This is a genomic window from Pseudomonas sp. 5Vm1k (genome assembly GCF_056161485.1).
This window is the reverse complement of record NZ_JBSPCZ010000001.1, coordinates 20455-35276: the sequence shown is the minus strand read 5'-3', so window position 1 is coordinate 35276 and position 14822 is coordinate 20455. Positions and strand designations below refer to the sequence as shown.

The 14822-nt window shown below is 60.7% G+C and carries 13 protein-coding genes; 12 read left to right on the top strand and 1 reads right to left on the bottom strand.

The genetic code is table 11. The features are described from left to right. Positions 1-9: 9 nt before the first annotated feature. Genes ACWIKB_RS00165 through ACWIKB_RS00155 form a run of 3 tightly spaced genes read left to right on the top strand, consistent with a single transcriptional unit; the run spans position 10 to position 2466 of the window. On the top strand, positions 10-1029 hold the full coding sequence (locus ACWIKB_RS00165; protein WP_475264840.1) for an aminoglycoside phosphotransferase family protein: 1020 nt from the start codon (positions 10-12) through the stop codon (positions 1027-1029). Then, the gene (gene murU, locus ACWIKB_RS00160) at positions 1026-1697 is read left to right on the top strand and encodes an N-acetylmuramate alpha-1-phosphate uridylyltransferase MurU (RefSeq protein WP_475264839.1); all 672 of its coding nucleotides are present in this window, start codon (positions 1026-1028) and stop codon (positions 1695-1697) included. Before ACWIKB_RS00165 ends, murU begins: the two co-directional genes overlap by 4 nt. A gap of 1 nt (position 1698) precedes the next feature. Then, positions 1699-2466, top strand: a complete 768-nt coding sequence (locus ACWIKB_RS00155; protein ID WP_475264838.1) for a TerB family tellurite resistance protein — start codon at positions 1699-1701, stop codon at positions 2464-2466. Positions 2467-2584: 118 nt separating this feature from the next. Here the strand turns inward: ACWIKB_RS00155 and ACWIKB_RS00150 are convergent, their stop codons facing one another. Then, complete coding sequence (locus ACWIKB_RS00150) at positions 2585-3577, bottom strand: alpha/beta hydrolase family protein (protein ID WP_475264837.1); 993 nt, start codon at positions 3575-3577, stop codon at positions 2585-2587. A 73-nt stretch (positions 3578-3650) separates the two neighbouring features. Here ACWIKB_RS00150 and ACWIKB_RS00145 point away from each other — a divergent pair, with 73 nt between their 5' ends. The 9 genes from ACWIKB_RS00145 to ACWIKB_RS00105 all read left to right on the top strand — a co-directional run bounded on the left by ACWIKB_RS00145 (position 3651) and on the right by ACWIKB_RS00105 (position 14790). Beyond that, positions 3651-6047, top strand: a complete 2397-nt coding sequence (locus tag ACWIKB_RS00145) for a PAS domain-containing sensor histidine kinase (protein ID WP_475264836.1) — start codon at positions 3651-3653, stop codon at positions 6045-6047. Between the two features lie 142 nt (positions 6048-6189). Further along, the gene (locus ACWIKB_RS00140) at positions 6190-6819 is read left to right on the top strand and encodes a response regulator (RefSeq protein WP_003210977.1); all 630 of its coding nucleotides are present in this window, start codon (positions 6190-6192) and stop codon (positions 6817-6819) included. A gap of 431 nt (positions 6820-7250) precedes the next feature. Next, entirely contained in the window at positions 7251-8375 is a 1125-nt protein-coding gene (locus ACWIKB_RS00135) for an ABC transporter ATP-binding protein (RefSeq protein ID WP_054044130.1), read from the top strand. A 49-nt stretch (positions 8376-8424) separates the two neighbouring features. Next, positions 8425-9468, top strand: coding sequence for an ABC transporter substrate-binding protein (locus tag ACWIKB_RS00130; RefSeq protein ID WP_475264835.1), 1044 nt, complete (start codon positions 8425-8427; stop codon positions 9466-9468). 263 nt (positions 9469-9731) lie between these two features. Further along, complete coding sequence (locus ACWIKB_RS00125) at positions 9732-10979, top strand: ABC transporter permease (protein ID WP_475264834.1); 1248 nt, start codon at positions 9732-9734, stop codon at positions 10977-10979. A gap of 12 nt (positions 10980-10991) precedes the next feature. Further along, positions 10992-11816, top strand: a complete 825-nt coding sequence (locus ACWIKB_RS00120; RefSeq protein WP_133835769.1) for an ABC transporter permease — start codon at positions 10992-10994, stop codon at positions 11814-11816. A gap of 219 nt (positions 11817-12035) precedes the next feature. Continuing rightward, the gene (locus ACWIKB_RS00115) at positions 12036-13184 is read left to right on the top strand and encodes an iron-containing alcohol dehydrogenase (protein WP_475264833.1); all 1149 of its coding nucleotides are present in this window, start codon (positions 12036-12038) and stop codon (positions 13182-13184) included. 116 nt (positions 13185-13300) lie between these two features. Then, on the top strand, positions 13301-13975 hold the full coding sequence (rpe, locus tag ACWIKB_RS00110; protein ID WP_475264832.1) for a ribulose-phosphate 3-epimerase: 675 nt from the start codon (positions 13301-13303) through the stop codon (positions 13973-13975). Next, positions 13972-14790: a phosphoglycolate phosphatase gene (locus ACWIKB_RS00105; RefSeq protein ID WP_475264831.1), complete on the top strand. Its 819-nt coding sequence runs from the start codon at positions 13972-13974 to the stop codon at positions 14788-14790. Before rpe ends, ACWIKB_RS00105 begins: the two co-directional genes overlap by 4 nt. The last annotated feature ends 32 nt before the right edge of the window (positions 14791-14822 follow it).

Sequence of the window (14822 nt, the reverse complement as noted above, 5' to 3'; positions counted from 1 at the left end):
ACCCTTGTAATGCCTGACCAAGATGTACGCTTGCAACACCTGAAAGTTTGGCTCGATGAACAATTGGCGACCCTCTTTGCAGAGCAAGGCTGGGGTGCTGTACCCCCGGCCACGTTGACTGCGGCCAGTAGCGACGCGAGTTTCCGACGCTATTTCCGCTGGGAAGGCGAGGGCAAAAGTTTTGTCGTGATGGATGCTCCACCGCCTCAGGAAAACTGCAAACCCTTCGTGGATATTGCTTTTCTGCTGGCGAAATCCGGAATTAATGTTCCGAAAATTTACGCTGAAGACCTTGAACGCGGTTTTCTTCTGCTCAATGACCTGGGCAACAAGACGTATCTGGACGTGATCGACAGCGAAAACGCCGACGATTTGTTCAAGGATGCCCTACAGGCATTGTTGGCATTTCAGCAGTTGCCGATGGTGGCGCCGTTGCCAAGTTACGACGTGGCACTTCTGCGTCGTGAACTGGAACTGTTCCCCGAGTGGTACGTGAAGCAAGAGTTGGGCATCGAGTTTGACGCCGCTCAGCAAACCCTCTGGCAGCAGGTCAGCGACCTGTTGATCGACAGTGCCCTGGCCCAGCCAAAAGTACTGGTGCATCGCGACTACATGCCACGCAACCTGATGCTCAGTGAGCCGAATCCGGGTGTGCTGGATTTCCAGGACGCGGTCTATGGTCCAGTGACCTACGACGTGACTTGCCTGTTCAAGGATGCATTCCTCAGTTGGCCGGAAGAGCGCGTGCACGCCTGGTTGCAGGATTACTGGCAACAGGCCGGTGCGCTGGGCATCCCGGTTCAGCCTGACTTCGAAGAGTTCCGCCGTGCCAGCGACCTGATGGGCGTGCAGCGTCACTTGAAAGTGATCGGCATTTTCGCGCGCATCTGTCACCGCGACGGCAAGCCGCGCTACCTCGCCGACGTGCCGCGTTTCTTTGCTTATATAGAGGCAGTGATTGCCCGTCGTCCCGAATTGGCGGAGCTGGATGTGCTGCTGGCCAGTCTGCGTGCTGGAGCTAGTGCATGAAGGCAATGATTCTGGCCGCGGGCAAAGGCGAACGCATGCGCCCGCTGACCCTGACCACGCCCAAACCGCTGGTGCGTGCCGGCGGTGTGCCGTTGATCGAGTATCACCTGCGCGCCTTGGCGGCCGCCGGGTTCAGCGAGATCGTGATTAACCACGCCTGGCTTGGTCAGCAGATCGAAGACTATCTGGGCGATGGCTCGCGCTATGGCGTCAGCATTCAGTATTCGCCGGAAGGTGAGCCGCTGGAAACCGGTGGCGGGATATTCCGCGCACTGCCGTTGCTGGGCGATGAAGCGTTTGTGGTGGTCAACGGCGATATCTGGACCGATTACGACTTCAACGCGTTGCGCCAACCGATTGCCGGGCTGGCTCACCTGGTGCTGGCGGACAATCCGGCTCATCACCCTGCGGGGGATTTCGTTCTGATCGACGGACAAGTGCGCGATGGGCAACCGGACGCCAAAACCCTGACCTACAGCGGCATCGCCGTGCTTCACCCGAAGCTGTTCGAGGGTTGCTCAGCCGGCGCTTTCAAATTGGCGCCGCTGTTTCGCAAAGCCATGGCTGCGGGGCAAGTGACGGGTGAACGCCTGGACGGGCACTGGGTGGATGTCGGCACCTACGAGCGCCTGGCCGAAGCCGAAACTCTGATAGAAGCGAGCCGCTGACATGTTGTGGCCAGGGACTCTGATCGGAGCCGGAGCGGGCTTTGCCATAGCCAGCATTCCGGGGGCCATGCTCGGCGCGTTGTTGGGACAGGCGCTAGACCGGCGCCTGCATCTGCAAAGCTGGGCGCATTTGCGTGAAAAACTCGGCGGGCGACCGGTGTTGCGCAACGATGAACTGTTGTTCGTGTTGCTGGGCCGGCTGGCCAAGTGCGACGGGCGCGTGGTGGATGGGCATATCCAGCAGGCCCGCCAAGAGATGCGCTCACTGGACATGACCGAATCGGCGCAGCGTCGCGCCATTGCCGCGTTTAATCGTGGCAAAACCGGGCACGACCGGTTGCGCGGTTATCTACGGCGCTTGAGTGCTCAGCCGCATGCCGCCGAAGGCGTACTGCGCGCCTGTTGGCGGATGGTCTGGGCTGATGGTCGCGCGGGCGCCAGTGAGCGTGAGTTGTTGGCTCAATGGGGCAAATGGCTGGGATGGACGCCGCAACAGGTACTGGCGTTGGCCCATGATTATGAACCGCAGAAACGTCCGCAAGTCAGCAGCGCCGTGACCTATCAGGACGCCATGCGGTTATTGGGTGTGTCGGCTACCAGTGAGCCGGCGCAGATCAAGCGGGCGTATCGGCGTCTGCTCAGTCGTCATCATCCGGACAAAATTGCCGGTTCGGGGGCGACGGCGTTGCAGGTGCGTGAGGCGACGGACAAGACGCGCGAGTTGCATAACGCCTATACGTTGATCAAGGAACGGCGGGATTTTCGCTAGCAGCATTTAATTTGTGTTGTTAGTGAGGCCGCCTTCGCGGGCAAGCCTGTTGGGGTCCAGTTTTTTTGGACCACTCTGTAGGAGCGAGGCTTGCCCGCGAAAGGGGCGACTCGGTCTATCACTCCGCCACAGGCTTCGGATTCAACCACCCGCGCACCCGGCGAAACAGTTGCTCTTGCTCAGCCTTGGCATTGCCCGGCAACGCCTTGAGCGATACCTGGCTGAACGCCGAATTCTTCAAGCGTTTACTCGCCTGCAACCGCTCAAGCGCGGCATTGCGATCCAGCGGCTTGTCCATATAGAAGAGGTCGGCCGTCGGCAGTTTCAAGGTCGGGGTCAGTTCGGCCAGGGCGGGTTTGCCTGTCACCGGCGTCTGCGCCGCGACCATCACGAACTTCTCCACTTGCGAAGGCTGCTTTTCGCTCAGGTAGCGTGCGGCCCAGTAAGCCCCGGTGCCATGTCCCAACACCACGATGCGCCGAGCGCTTTGCTGTTCTGCAAAAGCGATCGCGGCATCGATGCGGGCGAAGATTCGCTCGGCGTCGGCCTTGGCCTGTTCCTCTGTGGTTTCAGCGATGGCTTTATCGGCGACATCCGCTTCACCACCGGCTGCTTGCTCAATGGGCGGGGCGGTGGTCGAGTCCTTGCTGCCGGTTTCTGCAGCTTTGGGCGCTGGCGCCGCTTCGACGATACGTGGCGCAATGGCATCGCTTTGCAGGTCTGGCAAGGTGATACTCAGGCTGCTCCACTCGGCGTCCGGCAATTTGTTGCGCAAAGGGCTGATTGCTTGCGGCCAGTCAACGGTTTCACCGGCGCCGGGGATGATAATCACCGCGCCTTTGGGCTCGGCGGTATTGGCCGGTTTCCACAGGGCCAGAAACGTATCGGCGCCGGCCTGAAGCTGTTGCTGTTCGTGGGCTGGGACTTGTCGCTCCAGTGCGGTCGCTTCTTCCTGACTACGCTCAAGCAGCGGCTGACGTTCGACCGGTTTTGCTTCGGCGGATTTTTCCGCAGTGGCAGGAGCAGGGTCGGCGGCCTCGACGGAAAAGGCGCAAGGCAGGATCAGCGACAGGCACAATGCTGGCAGTGCCAGGCGGTAGACAGGGGGCATCGGATATTCCAGGCCAGAAGTTATTCCGGCAGCCTAATGGGTTGGTCAGTATTTGTCAGTGTGTGAGACTTCAATGATGCGTTTTCGCTGCCTGTGGGTTATCGGCTGTTTGTGGTTTCCCTTGATGGGCTGGGCGGCGCCCGCGCCCCCGGCGCACGTTGCTCAGTTGTCGACGGCCCAGCAGCAATGGCTGGCGGAGCATGGCGAATTGCGCGTCGGCCTGGTGTTGCAGGCGCCCTATGCGCAATACGATCGCCGCTTGCAACGCTTGTCCGGAGTCAACGTCGAGCTGATGAAGTGGCTGGCCAAGGCGCTCAAAGTCGAGCTCAGCTGGCGCAACTTTCCCGACGTGGAGCAACTGGAAGCCGCGGTCCGCGAAGGTGAAGTCGATATCGCCCCGGGACTGACCCAAACCCCCGGCGGGCTCAGGCTTTGGCAGTTTTCCGATCCGTACATGCGCGTGCCGCAACTGGTGGTCAGTGACCAGAAGGGCGCCGGTGTGGTGGAGCTGGAAAAACTCGACAGCCAGACCCGCGTCGCCGTGCGCATGCCCAGCGCCACCGCCGATTACCTGCGCAGTAACTTTCCACATCTGAATCTGCAAGGCGTGCCAATCGAGCGCCAGGCGTTGCAGTTGCTGTTGAGTCAGCAGGCCGGTTACGCGGTGGTCGACGAGGCGCAACTGGGGCGTTTATCCGCCGAACCCGAGTTCGCCGGGCTGGTGGTCGTAGGCGATATTGGCTTGCCGCAATTGCTGCGGGTGGCCACGCGCCGGGACTGGCCGGAGCTGGCCGGCATCGTCGAAAGTGCGCTGCGAGCGATCCCGGCAAAGGATCTGGAGCAACTGCACAGCCAATGGCTGCAACCGAAATATCCGCGGCTGTCCGAGTCGCCGGGATTCTGGCAAAACCTTTGCCTGTTGCTGGCGTTGCTGTTGCTGAGCAGCCTGGCCATCGTGTTCTGGCAGCGGCGCCAGCAACACAGTCTGGAGCAGCGGCTGCTGGCGGCGCGAGAGGACATCGCCCTGCGCCAGGCCAGCGAAGAAGCGCTGCGCCTGACCCAGTTTTCTATTGATCAAAGTACCGTCGGCATTCTGTGGGTCAACTGGGACAGCCATGTGCGCTACGCCAACCGCGCCGCTGAAAGCATGCTCGGCTATCCGCCCGGCGGGATTATCGACCGTCCCTTGATCGACTTCGAGCCCGGCCTGCACATGGACCGCTGGCTGAACCTGTGGAAACGCGCGCGGGCCAGCGAAGAGGGGCCGCAAAGTTTCGAAACCAACTGTGTTCGGGCTGACGGCAGCGTTCTGCCAGCGGATGTGTCGTTGAGCTTCCTGCGGTTTCGCGATGGCGAATACCTGGTGGTGTACCTCAATGACGTCACCGAACGCCGTCGTGCCCTGGCTGCTTTGCAGGAAAGCGAGGCACGGCTGCAAGGGATTGCCGCCAACGTTCCGGGATTGGTCTTTCGCCTGGAGCGGGCGCCGGTGACCGGGCAAATCGATTTTGCCTACATCAGCGAAGGCAGCGAGAGCCTGGTCGGTTATTCGCCGGCGACCCTGGCCCATCGGGATAAAGGACTGCGCAGCCTGGTGCACCCGGACGACAAGGCCAGTTATCACCAGACGCAGGATCATGCGCTGGACACGGACAGCGACTGGTCGTGGCAAGGGCGGATTCTGACGCGTTCGGGTGAAGAGCGCTGGGCCGAGATCAAAGCGATTACCCGGCGGCTGGAGGACGGCGCGTATGTCTGGGACGGGATCGTCTGGGACATCAGCGAGAGCAAGCGCATCGAGTTGGAACTGGCCAGTTCCCGGGAGCAACTGCGCGAGTTGTCGGCGCACCTGGAGAGCGTGCGGGAAGAGGAAAAGGCCCGTATCGCCCGGGAAGTCCACGATGAACTGGGGCAGATGCTGACCGTGTTGAAACTGGAAACCTCCATGTGCGAATTGGCCTACGCCCAGCTCGATCCGGGTCTGAACGAACGCTTGAACAGCATGAAGCGCCTGATCGCCCAACTGTTTCAACTGGTGCGGGACGTGGCCACGGCGTTGCGGCCACCGATTCTCGATGCCGGGATCGCCTCGGCCATCGAATGGCAGGCCCGGCGTTTCGAGGCGCGTACACAGATTCCGTGCCTGGTGCAGGTGCCGGAGAATCTTCCGGTGCTCAGCGATGCCAAGGCGATTGGCTTGTTCCGCATCCTTCAGGAAGCGCTGACCAATGTCATGCGCCATGCCCAGGCGCATACTGTCGAACTGACATTGACGCTGGAAGGCGATGAGTTGTGCCTGACCGTCAGCGATGATGGCGTAGGATTTGTCGCCGCTACGGGTCGGCCGACGTCGTTTGGCGTGGTGGGCATGCGTGAGCGGGTGTTGATCATGGGCGGGCAGTTATCGCTTGAGAGTGAGCCGGGGGAAGGCGCGACGCTAAGTGTGCGAGTGCCTTTGGATGAGGTTTGATGGTTTTTTGGTGTCTTTGCTGACGTCATCGCGAGCAAGCTCGCTCCCACAAGGGATTTGGGTTGAGACATCGATCTCTGGCGCACCCCACTCACTGTGGGAGCGAGCTTGCTCGCGATAGATTTTCAATCTGGAGAAAAACGTGATCCGTGTACTGGTAGCCGAAGACCACACCATCGTCCGCGAAGGCATCAAGCAATTGATCGGCCTGGCCAAGGACTTGCTGGTGGTGGGGGAGGCGAGCAATGGCGAGCAGTTGCTCGAAACCCTGCGTCATGTGCCCTGCGAAGTGGTGCTACTGGACATCTCCATGCCCGGGGTCAATGGGCTGGAGGCGATTCCACGGATTCGCGCATTGAACAATCCGCCGGCGATCCTGGTGCTGTCGATGCACGACGAGGCGCAAATGGCCGCCCGGGCGTTGAAGGTTGGTGCTGCTGGCTATGCCACTAAGGACAGTGATCCGGCGCTGTTGCTGACGGCGATCCGCAAGGTCGCGGCGGGCGGGCGCTACATCGACCCGGACCTGGCCGACCGCATGGTCTTTGAAGTCGGCCTGACCGATTCGCGACCGCTGCATTCATTACTCTCGGAGCGCGAGTTCTCGGTGTTCGAGCGCCTGGCTCAGGGCGCCAACGTCAACGACATCGCCCAGCAACTAGCCCTGAGCAGCAAAACCATCAGCACCCACAAGGCGCGGCTGATGCAGAAGCTCAACATCACCTCCCTGGCGGAATTGGTGAAATACGCGATGGAACACAAACTTCTCTGAAAACGCCGATTCCTACTGACTCACTGCATTCCCCCTGTGGGAGCGGGCTTGCTCGCGAAGGGGCCATGTCAGTCGACATCAATATTGCCTGACACGCAATCCTGTCGGAGCGAGGCTTGCCCGCGAAAGCGTCAGCACATTCAACATCAATGTGGACTGACACACCGCCTTCGCGGGCAAGCCTCGCTCCTACAGGGATCGCGTCGGCATATCCATTTGCGACACCCCGCAACCCCGCTTTTGCCTGTCCTCATGGCTTGTAACTGACCACTTGCCGCTGCGCTTACCAAAACGCGCCATCTTTGTAGGGCAATCCCTACCCCCAACCTTCCATCCGGCTGAGGCGATTCTCTCCTGCGCCCCGATTTGCGTGGTCCCCAGCGTCCACTAGGCTTAGTCCACAAGCAGTCATCAACAACAAAGGTGTGGGTATGAGCCAGGTCGATTCAAGTGCAGGGGCCAATGACATTCTGGTCAGCTTTCGTGGAGTGCAAAAAAGCTACGACGGCGAGAACCTGATCGTCAAAGACCTCAACCTGGACATTCGCAAAGGCGAATTCCTCACCTTGCTCGGGCCGTCCGGCTCCGGCAAGACCACCAGCCTGATGATGCTCGCCGGTTTCGAAACCCCGACCGCCGGGGAAATCCTGCTGGCCGGGCGCTCCATCAATAACGTGCCGCCGCACAAGCGCGACATCGGCATGGTGTTCCAGAACTACGCGCTGTTCCCGCACATGACCGTGGCCGAGAACCTGGCGTTCCCGCTGACCGTGCGCGGCTTGAACAAGAGCGATGTCAGCGACAAGGTCAAGAAAGTCCTGAGCATGGTCCAGCTCGATGCGTTCGCCCAGCGTTACCCGGCGCAACTGTCCGGTGGTCAGCAGCAGCGTGTGGCATTGGCCCGTGCGTTGGTGTTCGAACCGCAATTGGTGCTGATGGATGAACCCCTCGGTGCGCTGGACAAACAACTGCGTGAACACATGCAGATGGAAATCAAACACCTGCACCAGCGCCTCGGCGTGACCGTGGTCTACGTGACCCACGACCAGGGCGAAGCCCTGACCATGTCCGACCGGGTGGCGGTGTTCCACCAGGGCGAGATCCAGCAGATCGCCCCGCCGCGCACCCTCTACGAAGAACCGAAGAACACCTTCGTGGCCAACTTCATCGGCGAGAACAACCGTCTCAACGGCCGCTTGCACAGCCAGACCGGCGACCGCTGCATCGTCGAGCTGGGGCGCGGTGAAAAGGTTGAAGCGCTGGCGGTCAACGTCGGCAAGACCGGCGAACCGGTCACGCTGTCGATTCGCCCGGAACGCGTGAGCCTCAATGGTTCGAGCGAATCCTGCGTCAACCGCTTCTCAGGAAGGGTGGCGGAATTCATCTATCTGGGCGACCACGTCCGGGTTCGCTTGGAAGTCTGCGGCAAGACCGACTTTTTCGTGAAACAACCAATTGCCGAGCTCGATCCCGAGCTGGCGGTTGGCGACGTGGTACCGCTTGGCTGGCAGGTTGAGCACGTCCGCGCGCTCGACCCACTTCTAGAGGCGCATTAATCGCCCCCCGCAATACCAACACCAACCCTGCACGTGGAGAGAACAATAAATGTTGAGATCCCTGAAATTAACCGCTTTGGTCATGGGCATGATCGGTGCGGCGCACGCGATGGCGGCGGGTCCGGACCTGACCGTGGTGTCTTTTGGCGGGGCGAACAAGGCGGCGCAGGCCAAAGCCTTCTACGCACCGTGGGAAGCGGCGGGCAACGGCAAGATCGTCGCGGGCGAATACAACGGTGAAATGGCCAAGGTCAAAGCTATGGTCGACACCAAGAGCGTGTCCTGGGACCTGGTAGAAGTTGAATCGCCAGAACTGTCCCGTGGTTGCGACGAGGACATGTTCGAGCAGCTCGATCCGAAGTTGTTCGGCAAGACTGAAGACTACGTCAAAGGCGCGATCCAGCCGTGCGGCGTGGGCTTCTTCGTGTGGTCGACCGTGTTGGCCTACAACGCCGACAAATTGGCTTCCGCACCGACTAGCTGGGTCGATTTCTGGGACACCAAGAAATTCCCGGGCAAGCGCGGCCTGCGTAAAGGCGCCAAGTACACCTTGGAATTCGCTCTGATGGCCGACGGCGTTGCGCCGAAAGACGTCTACAAAGTGCTGGCCGGCAAAGATGGCCAGGACCGCGCGTTCAAGAAACTTGATGAGCTCAAGCCAAACATCCAGTGGTGGGAAGCCGGCGCGCAACCGCCGCAATACCTCGCTTCCGGTGACGTGGTCATGAGTTCGGCCTACAACGGCCGGATCGCCGCCGTGCAGAAAGAAAGTAACCTGAAAGTGGTGTGGAACGGCGGGATCTACGACTTCGACGCGTGGGCGATTCCAAAAGGCCTGGATAAAACCCGTGCCGAAGCGGCGAAGAAATTCATCGCGTACTCCGTGATGCCGCAGCAGCAGAAGACCTACTCGGAAAACATCGCTTACGGCCCGGCCAACACCCAAGCCGTACCGTTGCTGGCCAAAGACGTGTTGAAAGACATGCCGACCACCCCGGAAAACATCGCCAACCAGGTGCAGATCGACGTCAGCTTCTGGGCTGACAACGGCGAGCAACTGGAACAGCGCTTCAATTCCTGGGCTGCGAAGTAACTAGAGGGCTCGCCCTCCTGTGAGGGCGAGCTTTTGTGTTGGGGATTTGTGTGGTGAAGAGATTTATGTGGTGAGGGGATTTATCCCCGTTGGGTCGCGAAGCGGCCCCAAAACCTGCGACTACAGAGTTTCAGGTACACCGCATTCATCGGATTTGCGACTGCTACGCAGCCGAGCGGGGATAAATCCCCTCGCCACACAAGCTCCCTCGCCACAAGTTCGCTCCCACTTCAACGATTGATCAAAGATTTCCGGAGTACGCCATGGCCACCGCCATTCCCCTGAACGCGGGCACTGACCCCACCTTGAAGCAGCGGCTCAAGCACGCCGAGCGGATCAACCGCTGGAAAGCACAAGCCTTGATCGCGCCATTGGTGCTGTTCCTGTTGCTGGTGTTCCTGGTGCCGATCGTGGCGCTGCTCTACAAAAGTGTCGGTAACCCGGAAGTGGTCGGCGGCATGCCGCGCACCGTGACGGCTATCGCCAGTTGGGATGGCCGAGGCCTGCCCGCTGAACCGGTTTACAAGGCTGCCAGCGAAGACCTCGCTGAAGCGCGCAAAAACCAGACCTTGGGCGACTTGTCCAAGCGCTTGAACATGGAGTTGGCCGGCTACCGCAGCCTGCTGACCAAAACCGCCCGCGCCTTGCCGTTCACCACCGAACCGGCCTCTTATAAAGAAGCGCTGGAAGGTCTCGATGAACGTTGGGGTGATCCGGCCTATTGGCAGGCCGTGCGGCGCAACACCAGCAGCATCACGCCTTACTACTTGCTGGCGGCGGTCGATCACCGGATCGACGACCTCGGCGAAGTGGCCCCGGCCACCCCGGATCAAGCGATCTACCTCGACATCTTCGCCCGCACGTTCTGGATGGGCCTGGTCATCACCGTGATCTGCCTGTTCCTGGCCTATCCATTGGCCTACCTGCTGGCGAACCTGCCATCGCGCCAAAGCAACCTGCTGATGATTCTGGTGCTGCTGCCGTTCTGGACGTCGATCCTGGTGCGCGTTGCTGCGTGGATTGTGTTGCTGCAGTCCGGCGGGTTGATCAACAGCGGCCTGATGGCCATGGGCATCATCGATAAGCCGCTGGAACTGGTGTTCAACCGCACCGGGGTTTACATCTCGATGGTGCACATCCTGCTGCCGTTCATGATCCTGCCGATCTACAGCGTGATGAAAGGCATCTCGCCGACTTACATGCGTGCCGCGATTTCCCTCGGCTGCCACCCGTTCGCCAGCTTCTGGCGGGTGTATTTCCCGCAGACCTATGCCGGTGTCGGCGCCGGTTGCCTGTTGGTGTTCATCCTCGCCATCGGCTACTACATCACTCCGGCGTTGCTGGGCAGCCCGAACGATCAGATGGTCAGTTACTTCGTCGCCTTCTACACCAACACCAGCATCAACTGGGGTATGGCGACCGCACTCGGTGGGCTGCTGCTGTTGGCGACCGTGGTGCTTTATCTGATTTACAGCTGGCTGGTGGGCGCCAGTCGCCTGCGCCTGAGCTAAGGGGAGAATGAAATGCTGAGTCCTTATATGTCGCCCATCGAACGGGTGTGGTTCTACAGCTTGCGGATTCTCTGCGGCCTGGTTTTGTTGTTCCTGATCCTGCCGGTGCTGGTGATCATTCCGCTGTCGTTCAACTCGGGCAGTTTCCTGGTGTACCCGCTGCAAGGCTTCTCGCTGCACTGGTATCAGGACTTCTTCGCTTCGGCGGAATGGATGCGCTCGCTGAAGAACAGCATCATCGTCGCCCCGGCGGCCACGGTGCTGGCGATGGTCTTCGGCACGCTGGCGGCGATTGGCCTGACCCGCGGGGACTTCCCGGGCAAGGCGCTGGTGATGGCGTTGGTGATTTCGCCAATGGTGGTCCCGGTGGTGATCATTGGTGTGGCGAGTTATCTGTTCTTCGCCCCGTTGGGCCTGGGCAACAGCTTTTTCTCGCTGATCGTGGTGCACGCAGTGTTGGGCGTGCCGTTTGTGATCATCACGGTGTCGGCGACGTTGCAGGGTTTCAACCACAACCTGGTGCGTGCTGCTGCCAGCCTCGGGGCTTCACCGCTGACGGCATTCCGCCGGGTAACTTTGCCGTTGATCGCGCCGGGCGTGATTTCCGGGGCGCTGTTTGCCTTCGCCACCTCGTTCGATGAAGTGGTGGTGACGCTGTTCCTCGCCGGCCCCGAACAAGCGACCTTGCCACGGCAGATGTTCAGTGGCATCCGCGAAAACCTCAGCCCGACGATTGCGGCTGCGGCGACGCTGCTGATTGCCTTCTCGGTGATCCTGTTGCTGACCCTGGAATGGTTGCGTGGCCGCAGCGAGAAACTGCGTACCGCGCAGGTTTGAAGTCGTACGCGGTCAAATGTGGGAGCGGGCTTGCTCGCGAAAGCGGTCTTTCAGTCACATGGATGTTGGATGTGCTGACGCTTTCGCGAGCAAGCCCGCTCCCACAGTGGTTTTGTGCGGCAGTCGCGATGTTTGGTCATTCATTGGCTGAATAACAGACAAACCCCAATCCCCAGCTACTATTGTGCCCAGCTCCCCTAACGATAAGAGGCTGCGCACATGAGTCTTTCCTCTTTCAAAATTGCCCACAAACTGATCACCGGCGCCGCTGCCATCGAGCAACTGGCCGCCGAGCTGACTCGCCTGGATGTCGATAACCCGCTGATCGTCACTGATGCCGCCCTGGTCAAGTCCGGCACGGTCGAGCTGGCGCTGGCGCATCTGGGTGATCGCACCTACGAAATTTTCGACCGCGTACTGCCCGACCCAGAAATCGCCATCGTTGAAGACTGCATGCGCGTGTACCGCGAAGGCGGGCATGACGGGTTGATTGGCTTGGGCGGCGGCAGCGCCATCGACATCGCCAAGAGCGTGGCGGCCTACGCCGGTTATCACGGCGCGCTGGAAGATTTGTTCGGCGTCGATCAGGTACCGCGCAAAGGCCCGCCGCTGATCGCCATCCCGACCACCGCCGGCACCGGTTCGGAAGTCACCAACGTGGCGATCCTCTCCGACAAGCTCGCGCAGTTGAAGAAAGGCATCGTCAGCGACTATCTATTACCGGACGTTGCATTGGTCAGCCCGCAAATGACTCTGACTTGCCCGCGCAGTGTCACCGCCGCCAGCGGCGTCGATGCGCTGGTGCATGCCGTCGAGTCTTATCTGTCGCTGAATGCCTCGGCAATCACCGATGCCCTGGCCATCGGCGCAATCAAGCTGATCACCCAGGCGCTGCCCAAGGCCTACGCCAACCCGGCCAACCTGCAAGCCCGCGAAGACATGGCCACCGCCAGCCTGATGGCCGGCATGGCGTTCGGCAATGCCGGGGTCGGCGCGGTGCATGCGTTGGCATATCCGTTGGGTGGGCGCTACAACATTGCGCACGGCGTCAGCAATGCATTGCTGCTGCCGTATGTCATGACCTGGAACAAGTTGGCCTGTGTAGAGCGCATGCAGGATATTGCCGAGGCCATGGGCGTGAAAACCGCTCATCTCAGCGCCACCGATGCCGCGGACAAAGCCGTGGAGGCAATGACCGCATTGTGCCTGGCGGTGGAAATCCCCCTGGGCCTGCGCAGCTTCGGCGTACCTGAAGACGCGATCCCGGCGATGGCCGTGGAGGCGGCGGGGATTGAGCGCTTGATGCGCAATAATCCGCGCAAATTGAGTGCTGTCGATATCGAGAAGATCTATCGGGCGGCGTACTAGAGCCTGCCGTCACTTAATGATTGTAGGCAGGCCCAATCATCGCGGTCACAGTGCGCGCGTCAAAGCATGAGGTATACAATGCGCGCCATCGTGATTTTGCTCAGAAAAGGTGCGTCATGCAGCCCTTCGTAATTGCTCCGTCGATTCTCTCCGCCGACTTCGCCCGCCTGGGTGAAGAAGTGGATAACGTCCTTGCCGCTGGCGCCGACTTCGTGCACTTCGATGTCATGGACAACCACTACGTACCCAACCTGACCATCGGCCCGATGGTCTGCGCGGCACTGCGCAAGTACGGCGTGACCGCGCCGATCGACGCACACTTGATGGTCAGCCCGGTGGACCGCATCGTCGGTGACTTCATCGAGGCTGGCGCGACTTACATCACCTTCCACCCGGAAGCCACGCAACACGTCGACCGCTCGCTGCAACTGATCCGCGAAGGCGGCTGCAAATCCGGCCTGGTGTTCAACCCGGCGACTCCGTTGAGCGTGCTCGAGTACGTGATGGACAAGGTCGACATGATCTTGCTGATGAGCGTCAACCCGGGCTTCGGCGGGCAGAAGTTCATTCCTGGCACCCTCGACAAACTGCGTCAGGCCCGCGCGCTGATCGATGCCTCCGGTCGCGACATTCGCCTGGAAATCGACGGCGGCGTGAATGTGAACAACATTCGCGAAATCGCCGCTGCGGGCGCCGACACCTTTGTGGCTGGCTCGGCGATCTTCAATGCGCCGAACTACCAGGAAGTGATCGAGAAGATGCGCGCCGAGCTGGCGCTGGCTCGTCCATGAGTGGCTTTGAGCAGCTGTTCCCGGGGCGCCTGCCGCGGCTGGTGATGTTCGATCTGGATGGCACGTTGATCGATTCGGTCCCCGACCTCGCGGTTGCCGTGGATAACATGCTGCTCAAGATGGGCCGCGAACCCGCCGGCCTCGAGTCGGTGCGCGAGTGGGTCGGCAACGGCGCGCCGGTGCTGGTTCGCCGTGCGCTGGCCGGTGGCATCGACCATTCGACGGTCGATGACGGCGAGGCCGAAGGCGCGCTGGAGATTTTCATGGAGGCTTACAGTGAGAGCCATGAACTGACCGTGGTCTATCCCGGCGTACGCGATACCCTGAAGTGGCTGCACAAGCAGGGCGTTGCGATGGCGCTGATCACCAACAAGCCGGAGCGCTTTGTCGCGCCGCTGCTGGATCAGATGAAAATCGGCCGTTACTTCAAATGGATCATCGGCGGCGACACCTTGCCGCAAAAGAAGCCTGACCCGGCGGCGCTGTTTTTCGTGATGAAAATGGCCAATATTCCGGCCTCACAATCGTTGTTTGTCGGCGATTCGCGCAGCGATGTGCTGGCGGCGAAAGCGGCGGGGGTCAAGTGTGTGGCCCTGAGTTATGGCTACAACCATGGCCGGCCGATTGCCGAAGAGTCACCGGCGTTGGTGATCGACGATCTGCGCAAGCTAATTCCCGGTTGCCTGGACCCGGCCGCTGAGATAACGTTGCCCGACGCTCTTCAATCCCCTGCTGGAAATCCCATCGTGGTGGTCACTCGCAAACTCTGGATGAAAGTCATCAAGGCCCTGGCCCGCTGGCGTTGGCGCGCCTGACTTGTTCCTGGCCGGTATCCCGGCGCGTTTGC